Origin of the sequence: Streptomyces sp. SID14515 (assembly GCF_010548505.1) — a bacterium.
Classification (GTDB): Bacteria; Actinomycetota; Actinomycetes; order Streptomycetales; family Streptomycetaceae; genus Streptomyces; species Streptomyces caviscabies.
In genome coordinates, this window is sequence record NZ_JAAGMH010000143.1 from 62,147 (window position 1) to 76,328 (window position 14,182).

A 14,182-nucleotide genomic window follows, 5' to 3' on the forward strand; every position below is an offset into this window, starting at 1 on the left:
TCGTGCGGATAGGGTCGGGGCGGCGCGACTGCCTGTTCGAAAGCAAGGGATGCAAGGTGACGGACGGAGCAGATGTGGAGACCGCGCGCGTGCTCGTCGCGGCGGACAAGTTCAAGGGCTCGCTCACGGCCGTACAGGTCGCGGAGCGGGTGACGGCCGGGCTGCGGCGCGTCGTCCCCGGCGTGCGGGTGGAGACCCTGCCGGTCGCGGACGGCGGCGACGGTACGGTCGCGGCGGCGGTGGCCGCCGGATTCGAGCGCCGCGAGGCGCGGGTGACCGGCCCCCTCGGGGACCCGGTGACGGCGGCGTACGCGCTGCGCGGGTCCACCGCCGTGGTGGAGATGGCCGAGGCCTCGGGCCTCCAGCTCCTGCCCGACGGGGTGTTCGCCCCGCTCACGGCCACCACGTACGGCTCGGGCGAACTCCTGCGGGCCGCCCTGGAGGCGGGGGCCACGACGATCGTGTTCGGGGTCGGCGGCAGCGCCACCACGGACGGCGGCGCGGGCATGCTCGCCGCCCTCGGCGCCCGTTTCCTGGACGCGGACGGCAAGCCCGTCGGCCCCGGCGGCGGACCGCTCGCCGAGCTGGCCGAGGCCGACCTGTCCGGGCTCGACCCGCGCCTGGCGGACGTCGACCTGGTCCTGGCCAGCGATGTGGACAACCCGCTGACCGGGCCCAAGGGCGCCCCCGAGGTGTACGGACGGCAGAAGGGCGCGAGCGAGGAGGACATCGCGCTCCTCGACGCGGCCCTGACGCACTTCGCCTCGGTCCTGGGCCCGGAGACGGCCGCCCTGCCCGGCGCGGGCGCGGCCGGAGGCATCGGTTACGGGGCGCTCGTCGCCCTCGGTGCCCGCTTCCGCCCCGGCATCGAGGTCATGCTCGACGTGCTGGGCTTCGCCCCGGCGCTCGCCCGGGCCACGCTGGTCATCACGGGCGAGGGCTCGCTGGACGAGCAGACGCTGCACGGCAAGGCCCCGGCCGGGGTCGCCGCCGCCGCCCGCGCGGCCGGGATCGAGGTCGTCGCGGTCTGCGGCCGGCTCGCCCTGCCCACCGAGGCCCTGGAGAAGGCGGGCATCCGCCGCGCCTACGCCCTGGCCGAGCTGGAACCGGACCCGGCGGTGTCCATGGCCCAGGCCGGGCCGCTGCTGGAGCGGGCGGCGGAGTCGATCGCCCGGGACTTCCTGCTGCGGAGCTGAGGCGGAGCGCCGTACGGAGTGAACGGCGGGAGGGGCCCGGGGACAGACGCCGGGCCCCTCCCGTTTCCCGTTCCCGCTCCCCGCTCCCCTCTCCCCGCTCCCCGTTTCCCGTTCCCGCTCCTCGTTCCCGTTCTCCGTGTCCGTCCGGCGCTCACGCCGGCCCGGACGACAGCCTCAGGACGTCCAGCGCCAGCACCAGGTCGACCAGCTCGCGCGGCCGGGACAGCGAGCGCGCGGTCAGCCGCTCCAGCCGGCGCAGCCGGTTGAACACCGTGTTGCGGTGGCAGCGCAGCCGTACCGCCGCCCGCCCCACCGAACCCCCGCACTCCAGCCACGCCTCCAGCGTCCCCACCAGCACCGCGCGCTCCGCGGGGACCAGCGTCAGCAGCGGACCGAACACCTCCGCGAGGAGCCGGGCCGACAGCTCCGGCCGGCTCACCAGCAGGGCCGTCGGCAGCCGTTCGTCCAGCCGTACGACCTCCCGGGTGCCGGGCGCACAGGTCAGCAGCGCCGTGCCCGCGAGCCGCCGTGCCGTGCCCAGCTCCGCCAACGAGCCGACCACCGGACTCATGCCTCCCGGGCCCGCCCCGAGCTCCCCGAGCCGCGCCACCGCCCCGGCCGGGCCTTCCGCCCCCAGCAGCACCACCACGACATCCCCGGCACCGTCGCAGTCGCCGCCCCCGCCCGCGCCCCCGGAGCCGCACCAGCACCAGCGCGTCCCGTCCGCGTCCGAGCCGCCAGCGTCCGGGCCGTCCGCCTCCGGGTCCTCCGCGTCCGGGCCTACCGCGCCCGGGCCCACCACGTCCGGCCCCGCCGCCACCGCGGCCTCCGGCACGGGTGCGCCCAGCACCACCACCGCGTAACGCCCGCGTTCCGGCAGCCCGAGTCCGCGCGCCGCACGCTCCACCAGGTCCGGCCGCGCCCCGCCCGCCAGCAGCGGGCCGAGCAGCGCCCCGTACCGCGTTCCACGCCGCATCCGCCGCTCCGTCCCCGGGTCCGGGCGCACCTGATGACCGATGAGGATGCCACCGGCCGGACGGGCGGGCGCCCGCCCGTCACCGCGTCTGTGCGCGTGCACAACGAGGCCCCGCGTTCGCTGGTCGCCCGCATCGAGTCGGTCCCGCGCCGTGGACGCACGTCCCGCCCGGTGCTGGTCTGTGGCACCACACATGACGACAGACCCGCACCGATCAGCACCACAGGTGAACACGGGACGACAAGGCGGAAGGAGGAGGACGCATGGCAACGCTAGAGATCCGCGGGCTGTCCGTCGGCTACGGCCCGGTCCGGGCGCTGCGCGACATCTCCGTCGATGTGCCGGACGGCGGGATCACCGCCGTACTCGGCGGCAACGGCGCGGGCAAGACCACGCTGCTGCGGGCCGTGTCGCGGACCCTCGGCTTCCACCGCGGGACGGGCACCGGCACGATCCGGTTCGACGGCCGCCCCCTGGAAGGGCTGCGGCCCGCCCAGGTGGTGGCCGCCGGAGTGGTCCAGGTACCGGAGGGCCGGCAGGTCTTCGCCCGGATGACGGTGGCCGACAACCTGCGGGCGGGTGCCCTCGGGGCGCGCGGCGGACGCAAGGAGACGGGCGCCGCACTGGCCCGCGTCCACGAGCTGTTCCCGGTCCTCGCCGACCGCGCGCACCAGCGGGCCGGACTGCTGTCCGGCGGCGAGCAGCAGATGCTGGCGATGGGCCGCGCCCTGATGGCGGGCCCCCGGCTGCTCCTGCTGGACGAACCCTCGCTCGGCCTCGCCCCGCTGATGGCGGCCAGGATCGCCGAGACCGTGCAGGAGATCAACGCGAGCGGCACCTCCGTCATGCTCGTCGAGCAGAACGCGGCCATCGCGCTGCGGCTCGCCTCCACGGCGTACGTCCTCGACGTCGGCGAGGTCGCCCTGTCCGGGCCCGCCGACGAACTCGCCGCCTCCGACGAGGTCCGCCGCCGCTACCTCGGCGTCGTCGACGAGGACGCGGCGGCGGACGCCGACCCGACCGCCCGGACCCGCCGCACCCTGAGCAGGTGGTCCGCGTGACCACCACCGCCACGGCCTCCGCGCACAGCACCACGGCCGCTCTCGCCGTCGAGGACGTCACCGTCCGCTTCTCCGGACTGACCGCCCTGGACGGCGTCTCCTTCACCGTCGAACCCGGCAGTGTGCACGCCGTCATCGGGCCCAACGGCGCGGGCAAGTCCACCTGCTTCAACGTCCTGTCCGGCGTCTACCGCGCCACCTCCGGACACGTCCGCCTCGGCGACACCGAACTGACCGGGCTCCCGCCGCACGCCATCGCGGACCTCGGGGTCGCCCGCACCTTCCAGAACCTGGCGCTGCCCCCGCACGCGACCGTCGCCGACAGCCTCCTCCTCGGCCGCCACCGGCTGACCCGCGCCGGGTTCCTCGCCACCGGCCTGCGGCTGCCCTCCGCCGCCCGGGAGGAACGACGCCACCGCGACCGGGTCCGAGAGATCGCCGAATTCATCGGACTGGCGGGGGAGTTGGAGCGGCCTGCCGGATCGCTGCCGTACGGGCAGCAGAAGCTCGTCGAGCTCGGCCGCGCTCTGTGCATGGAGCCGAAGGTCTTGCTGCTGGACGAGCCGATCGCCGGCATGACCGCGGACGAGCGCCGCCGTACCGCCGCCGTCGTGGCCGACGTACGCGACAGCCTCGGCATCTCCATCGTGCTGGTCGAGCACGACATGGGGGTGGTGATGCGGCTCGCGGACGCGGTGACCGTACTCGACTTCGGACGCAGGATCGCGGGCGGCACACCCGCCGAGGTCCAGAACGACCCGGCCGTCGTCCAGGCCTACTTGGGAGCACCTCAATGACCACGTTCGTCGAACTCCTCCTCGGCGGCCTGTCGATCGGCTCGGTCTACGCACTCATCGCGCTCGGCTTCGTCGTCATCTTCAAGGCCACCGAGGTCGTCAACTTCGCCCACGCCTCCCTGCTGTTGGCGGGCGGCTATGTCACCGCCGTACTCCACGACGACATCGGGTTCTGGCCCGCGCTGCTCGTCGGGATCGCGGGGGCCGCGTCCGTCGGGGCGGCCATCGAGTTCCTCGTGATGCGCCGCTACCGGGGCAGCGACCACAGCGTCCTGGCCATCGTCACCATCGGCGTCGACATCCTCCTGATCACCGAACTCACCCGCCGGATGGGGACGGACGTGCTCGCCCTCGGAGACCCCTGGGGCAACGAGGTCGTCCATATCGGCGGCGTCACCCTCGCCCAGACCCGTATCGCGGCCTTCCTCGCCGCCGGGCTGCTGATCACCGTGTTCCTGCTCGCCTTCCGCTACACCTCGTGGGGGGTGTCGATGCGGGCCGCCGCCGAGAACCCGCAGACGGCGGCGCTCATGGGCATCAAGCTGGGGCGGGTGTCGCTCGCCGCCTGGGCGGTCGCCGGAGCCCTCGCCGCCGTCGCCGCCCTCTTCCTCACCGTCTTCCCGACCCCCGGCCTGGAGCGCGCCACCTCGCTCGCCGCGCTCAAGGCGTTCCCCGCCGCGATCCTCGGCGGACTCGACTCCACCACCGGGGCGCTTGCCGGCGGACTGATCGTCGGCGTCACCGAGTCGCTCGCCACCGGCTACCAGAGCGACCTCTCCTTCCTCGGCCGGGGCATCGGCGACCTGGCGCCCTACCTGGTGATGGTGGCGGTCCTGCTGATCCGGCCCGCGGGACTCTTCGGCACGAAGGAGCTGGCCCGTGTCTGACACCACCGCCGAAGCCGCCCCCGAAGCCCCCACCGCACCCGCCGCCGCACGCGGCGACCGCGCGGACAGCCTCACCGAACGGCTGCGCCGGCCCCGTACGTACGCCGTCCTCGCCGGCTCACTCCTGCTCCTCGTCCTCCCGTTCTACCTGGACCGCTTCTGGCTCCAGGCCGGACTGTTCGCGATGGCGGCGGCGATCGGCGCCATCGGGCTCAACATGCTCACCGGCGCCACCGGCCAGCTCTCCATGGGGCACGCGTTCTTCCTCGCCGTCGGCGCGTACGGCTACTGCGTCCTGGCGGGGGAGAGCAGCACCGAGAACGGGCACACGCTGACCGGACTCGGGCTGCCCACCTGGCTGGCCGCGATCCTCGCCGTGCTGCTCGCCGGAGCGGCGGGCGGGCTTTTCAGCCCCATCGCCGGCCGGCTGCGCGGCGCGTACCTCGGTATCGCGACGCTCGCGCTGATCTTCATCGGGCAGCACGTCCTGTTCAACGCGGGCTCGCTGACCGGCGGTTACAACGGCCGGGCCGTACCGCCGCTGTCGCTGTTCGGCTTCACCTTCGACGACAGCGAACTCGTCGTCGCCGCCGTGCCGTTCGGCTCCTCGGAGAAACTCTGGTACGCGGGCCTGGCCGCGCTCCTGCTGAGCGCGCTGTTCGCCCGGGGAGTGCTGCGCGGCCGGCCAGGACGGGCCATGAACGCCATCCGCGACCACCGGATCGCCGCCGGGGTGATGGGCGTGCCGGTGGCCCGCTACCGGGCCGGCGTCTTCGTCCTGTCCTCGATGTACGCGGGCCTCGCGGGCGTTCTGCTCGCCCTGGTCTTCCAGCGGACCGTGCCCGAGTACTTCGGCATGATCCTGTCCCTCGAATACCTCGCCATGATCGTCATCGGCGGGCTCGGCAGCGTCGCGGGCGCCGTGATCGGCGCCGCCTTCGTCTCGCTGCTCCCGCAGGTGTTCACGCACTACAGCGACTCCCTGCCGCTGGTCTCCGCCCCCGGTACGGGCGGTCTGGCACCTGGTGAGGCGTCCCGCTATCTGTACGGCGCCGCGGTGGTCGCGGTGGTCCTGTTCCTGCCCGGCGGCCTCGCCCGCCTCGGCCTCGCCCGTACGAAGAAGCCGAAGGCTCCGAAGAATCCGGCTGTTCCGAAGCAACCAGCGGCTCCGAAGAATCCAGGGGAGAAGTCATGAAACTGAGAGTGCTCACGGCCGTGGTCGCGACCCTCGCCGTCACCCTCGTCGGGTGCAGTGGCAAGGCGACCGACTCCAAGGCGAACGAGGAGGGCGAGGGCGGCGTCAAGACCGGACCCGGGGTCTCCTCCTCGACGATCTCCCTCGGTGTGCTGACCGACATGACCGGCGTCTACGCCTCGCTCGGCAAGAGCGTCACCCAGGCGCAGCAGCTGTGGGTCAAGCAGACCAACGACGAGGGCGGCATCTGCGGCCGGAAGATCGAACTGACGGTCCGCGACCACGGATACGACCCGCAGAAGGCGATCGCCGCGTACACCGAACTGGAGCCGAAGGTGCTCGGCTTCGCCCAGTTCATCGGCTCCCCGTTCGTCGCCGCCGTGGAGCAGCGCATCGACGGCCAGGACAAGGGTCTCGTGCTGCCGCAGGCCTGGTCGGCGAACCTGCTGGGCTCCCCGTACATCCGGGTCATCGGCGCCACCTACGACGTCGAGACGATCAACCTGATCGACTACCTCCTCGCCGAGAAGCGCATCGCGAAGGGCGACAAGATCGGTCATGTCTACTTCGAGGGCGACTACGGCGAGAACGCGCTCGTCGGCTCGAAGCACGCGGCGAAGGAGGCCGGTCTCACCGTCGTCGAGCAGAAGATCAAGCCGACCGACAACGACATGACGGCCCAGGTCGCCGCGCTCAAGCAGGCCGGGGTCAAGGCCGTGATCGTCAGCGCCGGTCCGCGCCAGGCGGCCTCGCTCGTCGGCGTCGCGGCGGCCACCGGCTTCGACGTCCCGGTCGTCGGCAACAACTCGGCCTTCGCGCCACAGCTGTTGAAGACCCAGGCGGGCCCCGCCCTGCTCAAGGACTATTACGTCGCCTCCTCCACACTGCCCATCGGCGACCCGGGCGACGGCCCCGCCAAGCTCGCCAAGGAGTACGCCGCCCAGTACCCGAAGGACGTCCTCGACAACGGCGTCGTCGCCGGTTACACATCGGCCTCCGTGTTCGGCGAGGCGCTGTCGAAGGCGTGCGACGACAAGGACCTCACCCGCGAGGGCATCGACAAGGCGCTGCTCACGATCAAGGAGTACGGGACCGAGTTCGGGGTGTCGCACGACTTCTCGGACCCGAAGGCGCCGTCCACCCGGGAGAGCGTCATCATGAAGCCGGACGCGGGCGTCTCCGGCGGTCTGAAGGTGGTCCGGCCGGCCGAGGTCGCCGCGGCGGCCGAGTCCTTCACCGTCGGTTCCTGAGCCCGGACATGTCTGACGGAGGTCTGACCGGGGCCGCCCGGTCAGACCTCCCGGCCGTCCATCCCGATGTACCGGAAGCGGCCCCGCTCCACGCGGTAGATGAAGACCCCGGTCCCGGTGTACATCCCGTTGGCGGACTCGAAGGCGTAGCTCTTGGACACGCCCTTGTACGAGGTCGTCCGCAGCGCGGGCAGCAGGTCCTGGCGGCTCACCGTCTCCCGGCCCAGCCCCTCGGCGCAGGCGGCGATCAGCCCGACCGCGTCGTACGCCTCCGCGGCGAACAGCGGCGGCGCGCCGTCGAAGCGCCCCCGGTAGGCGGCGGCGAACGGATGCACCGAGGGTACGGAAGCGGGGTCCGCGGCCGTCGAGACGACCAGCCAGCCCGCCGCGGCCTCGCCCGCCTCCGCCAGGAACCGCGGGTCGTGCACGGCCTGGGTGCCGATCTTCGGGCCCAGGAACCCGGCCCTGGTCAGCGACTTCGCGAACCGTCCGGCGTCCCGCCAGCCGCCCCCGTACACCACCGCCCCCGGCCGCTTCGCGGCGATCCGCTCGGCCTCGGCGTCCAGGTCCCGTGAGCCCTCCCGTACGGTCTCCGCGAGCACGGTGCGACCGTTGCCGCGCAGCCCCGTGTCCAGGAAGCGGGTGGTCTGCCGGCCGTACTCGGTGCCGTCGTCGACCAGCGCGACCCGGTCGATCTCGTACGCCCCGAGGAACTGGGCCACCGGCAGCATCTGCATGTCGTTGCGCGGCCGGGCGCACAGGAAGATCCGGTTCAGGTGCCGGATGTCGCCGTCGACCACGCTGAGCAGCGGCAGCGCCGCCTCGTCGTACGCGACCAGCGCCTCCCGGGCCGCGTCCGTGCCGGTCGCGCCGATCGCGGCCACCAGGAGCGGGTCCTCGGCGAACCGGCGCACCGCCGCCTTCGCCCGCTCCTCGTCGCCCCCGTCGTCGACCGTGGTCAGCCGCAGTGTGAACGGCGCGTCGCCCCGGGCGTTGTGCTCCGCCACGGCGAGCCGCGCCGCCCGGTCCTGCCCCTTGCCGACGGCCGCCGACGGGCCGCTGAGATCCGCCTGGAGCCCGATGTGCAGCTCCGGGCGGGCGGCCTTCCCGTCCTTCTCGCCCTCGCCGCCCGGGTCCTTGTCGTCGCCGGAGGAGACCAGCCACGCGGCGGTGCCGCCCGTCGCCGCGAGGGCCGCGCCCCCGGCGACGTACGAGAGGAAGCGGCGACGGCCGACCGGGGCCGGCACGGCGGTGGTGTCCCGCCCACCGGCCCCCGTCCCGGTGCCCGTGTCCGGGCCGCCGTCCGGGCCGCTGCCGGATCCGGCGTCCAGGCTCGTCGCGTCGATGTCGGGCAGCGCGAGCATCCGCGCCGAGCGCTCGGCGATCAGATGGGTGACCGGACCGGGCAGCCAGCTGCCGCCCGACAGGTCCTCGGCGAACGCCTGCCGGATGTCCGCGGCCGTCGGACGGTCCTCGGGGGCCTTGGACAGGCACGCTTCGACGACCGGGCGCAGCCCGGGCGGCAGCGCGCCCAGCTCCGCCGGGTCGTGCACGGTGCGGAACAGCATCGCCTCCACCGGACCGGTGCCGAACGGCCGCCCGCCGGTGGCCGCGTACACCAGGACGCAGCCCAGCGAGAAGACGTCGCTCGCCGGGCCGATCCGTCGGCCCTGCGCCTGCTCGGGCGAGAGGAAGCCGGGGGAGCCGACGATGACGTCCGTCGCCGTGAGGACGGTGTCGTCCAGGGCCCGCGCGATCCCGAAGTCGATCAGCCGGGGCCCGTCGAGCCCCAGCAGCACATTGCCGGGCTTGACGTCCCGGTGCACGAGCCCCGCCGCGTGGACGGCCTCCAGCGCTTCCGCGAGCATCGAGCCCAGCGCCCGCACTCCGCGTTCCGGCAGCGGCCCTCCGCCGCCGACCGCCTCGCTCAGGGCGGGCCCCGGCACGAACTCGGTGGCCAGCCACGGGGCCGGCGCCTCGGTGTCGGCGTCGACCACCGGCACCGCCCACCGGTTGCGCACCTGCCGGGCGATCGCCACCTCCCGCCGGAAGCGGGCCCGGAAGGCGGTGTCGTCGGCGTACTCCGCGCGGATCAGCTTGATCGCCACCAGCGCGCCGCCGGGCGACCGGCCGAGCAGCACCACACCCATGCCGCCGGCGCCGAGCCGGCCGAGGATGCGGTACCCGGCGATGCGTGCCGGGTCGGCGGAACGGAGCGGTTCCATCAGGGGTCAGTGCCTTTCGTCCGGGCCCGCGGTCACTTCAGTTCCAGCTCGACGCGGTAGAGCACCTTGGCGCCGCCCTCGGCGGCGATCCGCAGCAGATCGCTGTTCTGGTAGCCCTTCGCGCCCTTCACGGACACGGCGGTCGTCACCGGGCCGATCCGGGACTTGGTCCACACATAGTCCTGGACCCCGCCGGATCCGGGGCCGGTGTACTTCCCCGCCTCGAAGAGCGAGGCGTCCGCGTTGCGCACGTCCTTCTGGTCGAACTGGAGCGACATCAGACCGCTGAGGCGCTGCCCGCCGCCCAGCTCCTGCTGCGGGCAGCGGAAGCTCTCCTGGACGGTGTCCTTGATCTCCTTGTCGGCGCCCGCCTCGCTCCGGTGCACGGTCACGGTCACCGCCCCCTGGACCCGGCCCTTGCCGTCCTGCGCCGGGATGTCGAGCCGCCGCGTGAAGCTGTCCAGCACGCCGGAGGGCAGCGCGGAGCGGGTCCAGACGCAGGAGTCCGGGAGCACGGTCCAGCTGCCGGCGCTCTCGTACGGTGTGTGCCGGACCATGCCGGCCGTCCAGTCCGTCTCACCGAGCGCGGCGTTCCGCGTCAGCTTCCGGGCCTGGGCCGCGGTCTTCGGCACCCGCTCCGGGTCCGGCGTGAAGTCGTAGGCGCTGGGCAGCGCCCCCGGCAGCGTGGACTGCTTCGGGTCCGGCTTCCCGGTCGCCCCGGTCTTCTCGCCGTCGGTCGCCGGGCCGCCCTGCTTCGCCGATCCGCTCGGCTTCGGGTCGGGCCGGTTCTCGCCCTTCGACCCCGACCCACCACATCCGGCCAACAGCACCCCCGCCGCCGCGACCGCCGCCACGCGTGTCCCCACCAGCATCAGCTTCATCTCGGACCCCCCTGATCCCCTGCGCCGCGCCCCGGCCGGAAGGGGCCGGGCGTCGGTTGCGAGGTGATTCTAGAAGCGGATAGCGCCACGGTGACGGGAACCCCGTACTCACCTCGCTGCCGAAACTTCTCAGCCACCGGGAGGGCTTCGCCTCTGGCGGCCCGCCGCGCGCGGTGGTAGGCGGCGCCGAGCGGGCCCTCCTGACCGGGCGCGAACGCACGAGGGCCCGGATGCCGGGGAGCATCCGGGCCCTCGCCCTGTTTCGCTGTCTGCCGCTACGGCAGCTGTGCCGCCCGCGCCTCGCGCCGGTTGTCACGGAACGTGTTCACCCGTCGCGCCGTGGCGAACAGCGGGATCACCGCGCCGAGCACCACCTGGAGCGCGCAGCCCGTCTGGAGCAGCAGCTGACCGCCGGGCGCGTCGAACGCCCATGCGGCGAGCAGGCCCATCGCGGCCACGATCCAGCCGAGCATCGCCACCGCGAGGATGCCCCGCGGCTTGGGGTACTCCACCCGGCTCACCATCAGCCATGCCACGCCGACGATCGCGAGCAGCGTCGGGATGAAGGGCAGCTCCAGGAGCACGATCGAGACGACCGTCAGCGCTCCGAAGGGGCTCGGCATGCCCTGGAACATGCCGTCCTTCAACGTCACACAGGAGAATCTGGCAAGCCTGAGCACCACCGCCAGCAACACGACGATCGCCGCCAGCGCCGACACCCGCTGATGGGCGTCGTCGGCGACCATGCCGTACACGAGCACGAAGTAGGCCGGCGCGAGCCCGAAGCTGATGAGGTCCGAGAGGTTGTCCAGCTCGGCGCCCATCGGCGAGGAGCGCAGCTTGCGCGCCACGAGTCCGTCGAACAGGTCGAAGATCGCGGCCATCAGCATGAGGATCACGGCGGTGGCGGCCGAGTGCCGGGCCATGCCCGTCTCGTCGCTGCCCGTGAGGTGCGGGATCAGAATGCCCGTGGTGGTGAAGTACACCGCCATGAACCCGCACGTCGCGTTACCGAGCGTGAGCGTGTCCGCTATCGACAGCCGCATCGACAGCGGCATGTCCTCCGCGCCGTCGGCGTCGTTCGCCTCGTCCGCCTCCGGCAGCCAGCCGGCCTTGGTATCAGGATCAATCACGGTCAATTCGAGTCACCCCCGCGGTGGTGGCCTGACCGACCTCGACCGCGACATCGATACCCTCCGGGAGGTAGATGTCCACGCGCGAGCCGAAGCGGATCAGGCCGATGCGCTCGCCCTGCTCCACCTTCGTGCCCTGGGGGAGGTACGGCACGATCCGACGGGCGACCGCTCCCGCGATCTGCACCATCTCGATGTCGCCGAGCTCGGTGTCGAAGTGCCAGACAACGCGCTCGTTGTTCTCGCTCTCCTTGTTGAAAGCCGGAACGAACCCACCCGGGATGTGCTCGACCGACGTCACGGTGCCCGCCAGCGGCGCGCGGTTGACGTGGACGTTGAGCGGGCTCATGAAGATCGCGACGCGGGTGCGCCCGTCCTTCCACGGCATGATGCTCTGCACCACACCGTCGGCCGGGGAAATGACCCGGCCGTCAGTGATCTCGCGCTCGGGGTCACGGAAGAACCACAGCATGCCCGCCGCGAGCGCGGTGGTGGGCACAGCCACTGCCGCCCAGCGCCCCGACTTGCGGGCGCGGGCCAGGCTGAGGGCTGCGGTGGCGACGGTCGGCAGGAGCCACGGCGATGCTCCGCGGGCGATGCGGACCCCGCCGCGGGGTGCAGAGATAGGGCTGTCGGGCATGGATGACCTTCGTAGCGGATGATGCCGCGCTGGCAACGGGGGACGGCGGCTTTCCGGCGATGCTATCGGTTGCCGGGCGCAACTGGGCAAGCCAGCAGCCGAGTCGGACGGCGGAAAGGCACCCGCCGAGGATGACCCGGTGTGATGTTCTTCGCCACCAAATCACCTCGAAAGGGACAATCAGCCCTGGAATCGGTACTCCTCCAAGAGGCGCCGGCCAATGATCATTTTCTGGATCTCGGCGGTACCTTCACCGATCAGCAGCATCGGCGCCTCGCGGTAGAGGCGCTCGATCTCGTACTCCTTGGAGAAGCCGTAACCGCCGTGGATACGGAAGGCGTCCTCGACGACTTCCTTGCAGTACTCGGAGGCGAGGTACTTCGCCATCCCTGCCTCCAGGTCGTTTCGTTCCCCGGAGTCCTTTTTGCGTGCCGCATTCACCATCATCGCATGAGCGGCTTCGACCTTGGTGGCCATTTCGGCCAGTTTGAACTGGATCGCCTGGTGCTGGGCGATCGGTTTGCCGAAGGTGTGGCGCTGCTGTGCGTACGAAACGCCCAGTTCGAATGCACGCTGTGCGACGCCGCAGCCACGCGCGGCGACATTGACGCGCCCGACCTCGACGCCGTCCATCATTTGGTAAAACCCTCGGCCGGTCGTGCCCCCGAGGACGCGATTGGCCGGAATGCGCAGGTCGTCCATGATGAGCTCGGTCGTGTCGACGCCCTTGTAGCCCATCTTGTCGATCTTCCCGGGGATGGTCAGGCCGGGCCGGACCTCTCCGAAACCGGGCTCCTTCTCCACCAGGAAGGTCGTCATCGACTTGTGCGGCGCGGTCCCCTCGGGGTGGCCTTCGTCACTTCGGCAGAGAACGGCCACCAGATTCGAGGTTCCGCCGTTCGTCAGCCACATCTTCTGGCCGTTGAGAACATACTCCTCGCCGTCCCGGACGCCCTTCGACGAGATCGCCGAGACGTCCGAGCCGAGCGCCGGCTCGGACATCGAGAACGCGCCCCGCACCTCGCCGAGCGCCATCCGCGGCAGGAACGTGTCCTTCTGCTCCTGGGTGCCGTGCTGCTTGAGCATGTAGGCCACGATGAAATGCGTGTTGATGATGCCCGACACGCTCATCCAGCCGCGCGCGATCTCCTCCACGCACAGCGCGTAGGTGAGCAGCGACTCGCCCAGACCCCCGTACTCCTCGGGGATCATCAGCCCGAACAGGCCGAGTTCCTTGAGCCCCTCGACGATTTCCGTGGGGTACTCGTCGCGGTGCTCCAGCTGGGTCGCGACCGGAATGATCTCCTTGTCGACGAAATCCCGGACCGTGGCAAGGATTTCCCGCTGGATGTCGTTCAGACCGGCGGTCTGGGCGAGTCGCGTCATGGCTGCTTCTCCTGTGGCTTCACGCGGATGGCCTTAAGGCTTCACACAGTTACTTGGCGGGCGTAGGGCGGCCGGGCTGCTCCCCGCCGCGCTCCTTGATGTACGTCTCGGTGGGGACCATCACCTTGCGCCGGAACACGCAGACCACGGTGCCGTCCTGCTTGTAGCCCTTGGTCTCCACGTACACGATGCCGCGGTCGTTCTTGGACTTCGACGGGGTCTTGTCCAGCACGGTCGTCTCGCCGTAGATGGTGTCGCCGTGGAACGTCGGCGCGATGTGCTTGAGCGACTCGACCTCCAGATTGGCGATGGCCTTTCCGGAGACGTCCGGCACCGACATGCCGAGCAGCAGCGAGTAGATGTAGTTGCCGACGACCACGTTCTTGCCGAAGTCGGTCGTCTTCTCCGCGTAATTGCTGTCCATGTGCAGCGGATGGTGATTCATGGTCAGCAGGCAGAAGAGGTGGTCGTCGTACTCGGTGACCGTCTTTCCGGGCCAGTGCTTGTAGACGGCACCGACCTCGAACTCCTCAAAAGTGCGTCCGAACTGCATGA

13 protein-coding genes are annotated in these 14,182 nt (G+C 71.8%); 6 read left to right on the plus strand and 7 right to left on the minus strand.

From position 1 onward, the window contains the following. Positions 1-74: 74 nt before the first annotated feature. Positions 75-1,196: a glycerate kinase gene (locus tag G3I54_RS34485; protein ID WP_164620920.1), complete on the plus strand. Its 1,122-nt coding sequence runs from the start codon at positions 75-77 to the stop codon at positions 1,194-1,196. Positions 1,197-1,347: 151 nt separating this feature from the next. On the opposite strand, the gene G3I54_RS34490 is transcribed toward G3I54_RS34485, so the two are convergent. Beyond that, positions 1,348-2,172, minus strand: a complete 825-nt coding sequence (locus G3I54_RS34490) for a PucR family transcriptional regulator (protein ID WP_164620717.1) — start codon at positions 2,170-2,172, stop codon at positions 1,348-1,350. Positions 2,173-2,435: 263 nt separating this feature from the next. On the opposite strand from G3I54_RS34490, the gene G3I54_RS34495 reads away from it, so the two are divergent. From G3I54_RS34495 to G3I54_RS34515, 5 genes are read left to right on the plus strand one after another with little or no spacing between them, the layout of a single operon-like run. Further along, positions 2,436-3,233 carry an ABC transporter ATP-binding protein gene (locus G3I54_RS34495; RefSeq protein WP_164620719.1) on the plus strand — a complete coding sequence of 266 codons (798 nt, stop codon included), beginning with the start codon at positions 2,436-2,438 and terminating at the stop codon, positions 3,231-3,233. Then, positions 3,230-4,030, plus strand: coding sequence for an ABC transporter ATP-binding protein (locus G3I54_RS34500; RefSeq protein WP_164620721.1), 801 nt, complete (start codon positions 3,230-3,232; stop codon positions 4,028-4,030). Before G3I54_RS34495 ends, G3I54_RS34500 begins: the two co-directional genes overlap by 4 nt. Next, entirely contained in the window at positions 4,027-4,917 is an 891-nt protein-coding gene (locus G3I54_RS34505) for a branched-chain amino acid ABC transporter permease (protein WP_164620723.1), read from the plus strand. Before G3I54_RS34500 ends, G3I54_RS34505 begins: the two co-directional genes overlap by 4 nt. Continuing rightward, positions 4,910-6,112: a branched-chain amino acid ABC transporter permease gene (locus G3I54_RS34510; RefSeq protein ID WP_164620725.1), complete on the plus strand. Its 1,203-nt coding sequence runs from the start codon at positions 4,910-4,912 to the stop codon at positions 6,110-6,112. The genes G3I54_RS34505 and G3I54_RS34510 overlap by 8 nt, the downstream gene beginning before the upstream one ends. Continuing rightward, complete coding sequence (locus tag G3I54_RS34515; protein ID WP_164620727.1) at positions 6,109-7,362, plus strand: ABC transporter substrate-binding protein; 1,254 nt, start codon at positions 6,109-6,111, stop codon at positions 7,360-7,362. The genes G3I54_RS34510 and G3I54_RS34515 overlap by 4 nt, the downstream gene beginning before the upstream one ends. 41 nt (positions 7,363-7,403) lie before the next feature. Here the strand turns inward: G3I54_RS34515 and G3I54_RS34520 are convergent, their stop codons facing one another. The 6 genes from G3I54_RS34520 to G3I54_RS34545 all read right to left on the minus strand — a co-directional run bounded on the left by G3I54_RS34520 (position 7,404) and on the right by G3I54_RS34545 (position 14,180). After that, positions 7,404-9,587 (minus strand): bifunctional serine/threonine-protein kinase/ABC transporter substrate-binding protein, encoded by a 2,184-nt coding sequence (locus tag G3I54_RS34520; RefSeq protein WP_164620729.1) that lies wholly within the window; start codon positions 9,585-9,587, stop codon positions 7,404-7,406. 32 nt (positions 9,588-9,619) lie between these two features. Continuing rightward, the gene (locus G3I54_RS34525; protein ID WP_164620731.1) at positions 9,620-10,468 is read right to left on the minus strand and encodes a hypothetical protein; all 849 of its coding nucleotides are present in this window, start codon (positions 10,466-10,468) and stop codon (positions 9,620-9,622) included. Between the two features lie 275 nt (positions 10,469-10,743). Beyond that, entirely contained in the window at positions 10,744-11,571 is an 828-nt protein-coding gene (gene pssA / locus G3I54_RS34530) for a CDP-diacylglycerol--serine O-phosphatidyltransferase (RefSeq protein ID WP_170994412.1), read from the minus strand. Positions 11,572-11,593: 22 nt separating this feature from the next. Further along, a complete protein-coding gene (locus G3I54_RS34535; protein WP_164620735.1) occupies positions 11,594-12,241 on the minus strand; it encodes a phosphatidylserine decarboxylase in 648 nt (215 codons plus the stop codon). 180 nt (positions 12,242-12,421) lie between these two features. Then, positions 12,422-13,627: an acyl-CoA dehydrogenase family protein gene (locus G3I54_RS34540; RefSeq protein ID WP_164620737.1), complete on the minus strand. Its 1,206-nt coding sequence runs from the start codon at positions 13,625-13,627 to the stop codon at positions 12,422-12,424. Positions 13,628-13,676: 49 nt separating this feature from the next. After that, the gene (locus G3I54_RS34545) at positions 13,677-14,180 is read right to left on the minus strand and encodes a MaoC family dehydratase (RefSeq protein ID WP_010058362.1); all 504 of its coding nucleotides are present in this window, start codon (positions 14,178-14,180) and stop codon (positions 13,677-13,679) included. Positions 14,181-14,182: the final 2 nt, after the last annotated feature.

Bases quoted from the DNA above. Each gene is read 5' to 3' on its own strand.
- G3I54_RS34535 (WP_164620735.1), bottom strand. From the start codon at position 12,241: ATGCCCGACAGCCCTATCTCTGCACCCCGCGGCGGGGTCCGCATCGCC.
- G3I54_RS34505 (WP_164620723.1), top strand. From the start codon at position 4,027: ATGACCACGTTCGTCGAACTCCTCCTCGGCGGCCTGTCGATCGGCTCG.
- G3I54_RS34495 (WP_164620719.1), top strand. From the start codon at position 2,436: ATGGCAACGCTAGAGATCCGCGGGCTGTCCGTCGGCTACGGCCCGGTC.
- G3I54_RS34540 (WP_164620737.1), bottom strand. From the start codon at position 13,627: ATGACGCGACTCGCCCAGACCGCCGGTCTGAACGACATCCAGCGGGAA.
- G3I54_RS34520 (WP_164620729.1), bottom strand. From the start codon at position 9,587: ATGGAACCGCTCCGTTCCGCCGACCCGGCACGCATCGCCGGGTACCGC.
- G3I54_RS34545 (WP_010058362.1), bottom strand. From the start codon at position 14,180: ATGCAGTTCGGACGCACTTTTGAGGAGTTCGAGGTCGGTGCCGTCTAC.
- G3I54_RS34525 (WP_164620731.1), bottom strand. From the start codon at position 10,468: ATGAAGCTGATGCTGGTGGGGACACGCGTGGCGGCGGTCGCGGCGGCG.
- G3I54_RS34515 (WP_164620727.1), top strand. From the start codon at position 6,109: ATGAAACTGAGAGTGCTCACGGCCGTGGTCGCGACCCTCGCCGTCACC.
- G3I54_RS34490 (WP_164620717.1), bottom strand. From the start codon at position 2,172: ATGCGGCGTGGAACGCGGTACGGGGCGCTGCTCGGCCCGCTGCTGGCG.